Source organism: Aquincola tertiaricarbonis, assembly GCF_000969605.1.
Classification (GTDB): Bacteria; Pseudomonadota; Gammaproteobacteria; order Burkholderiales; family Burkholderiaceae_C; genus Aquincola; species Aquincola tertiaricarbonis.
The window spans coordinates 1-709 of record NZ_JZUE01000084.1; the positions used below are offsets into that span (position 1 = coordinate 1).

The window sequence follows — 709 nt, forward strand, 5'->3', positions numbered from 1 at the left end:
GTGCTGGCACTCGGCGCCATCACCGACCCGGGCACGGACACCGTGCAGAGCTACGTCATCGACTGGGGCGACGGCAGCACGCAGACCGTCACCACGGCCGGCGACGTCAGCCACACCTATGCCAGCGCCGGTGCCCGCAACATCGCCGTGACGGTGGTGGACGAGGACGGCAGCCACGCCAACGCCGCCACCTTGGCGGTGAGCGTGGGCGCGGCCACCCCGCAGGTCAGCATCGAGGCCGGTGGCAACGAAACGCTGGCCGAAGGCCAGTCGCTCAGCCGCAGCATCGTCATCAGCGACGGGCAGGACAACGGCTCGCCGGGCTGGAGCTACAGCATCGACTACGGCGACGGCAGCGCGCTGCAGACCGGCACCACGCTGACGCCGGCCCTCGCGCTGGACCATGTGTATGCCGACGGCGCGGCCAACCGCACCGTGACGGTGACGGTGACCGACGTCAACGGCGAGACCGCCAGCGACAGCTTCAGCGTGGCGGTGACCAACGTCGCGCCGACCGCTGCGGTCAGCGGTGCGGCGGCGGTCAACGAAGGCGCCAGCTACACGCTCACCGTCGGTGCCGTCACCGACCCCGGCGCGGACACCCGCACCGGCTACCGCATCGACTGGGGCGACGGCGTGGTGCAGAACCTCACGCCGGCGCAGTGGGCGGCGGCCGCAGGCAGCTTCAACCACGTGTATGCCGATGGCG

At 71.5% G+C, this 709-nt stretch carries 1 protein-coding gene; it reads left to right on the forward strand.

What is annotated here, in order from left to right; genetic code table 11:
* Nucleotides 1–709, forward strand: a 709-nt coding sequence (locus VO99_RS31100) for a PKD domain-containing protein (protein ID WP_046116165.1), incomplete at both ends; no start/stop codon positions are given.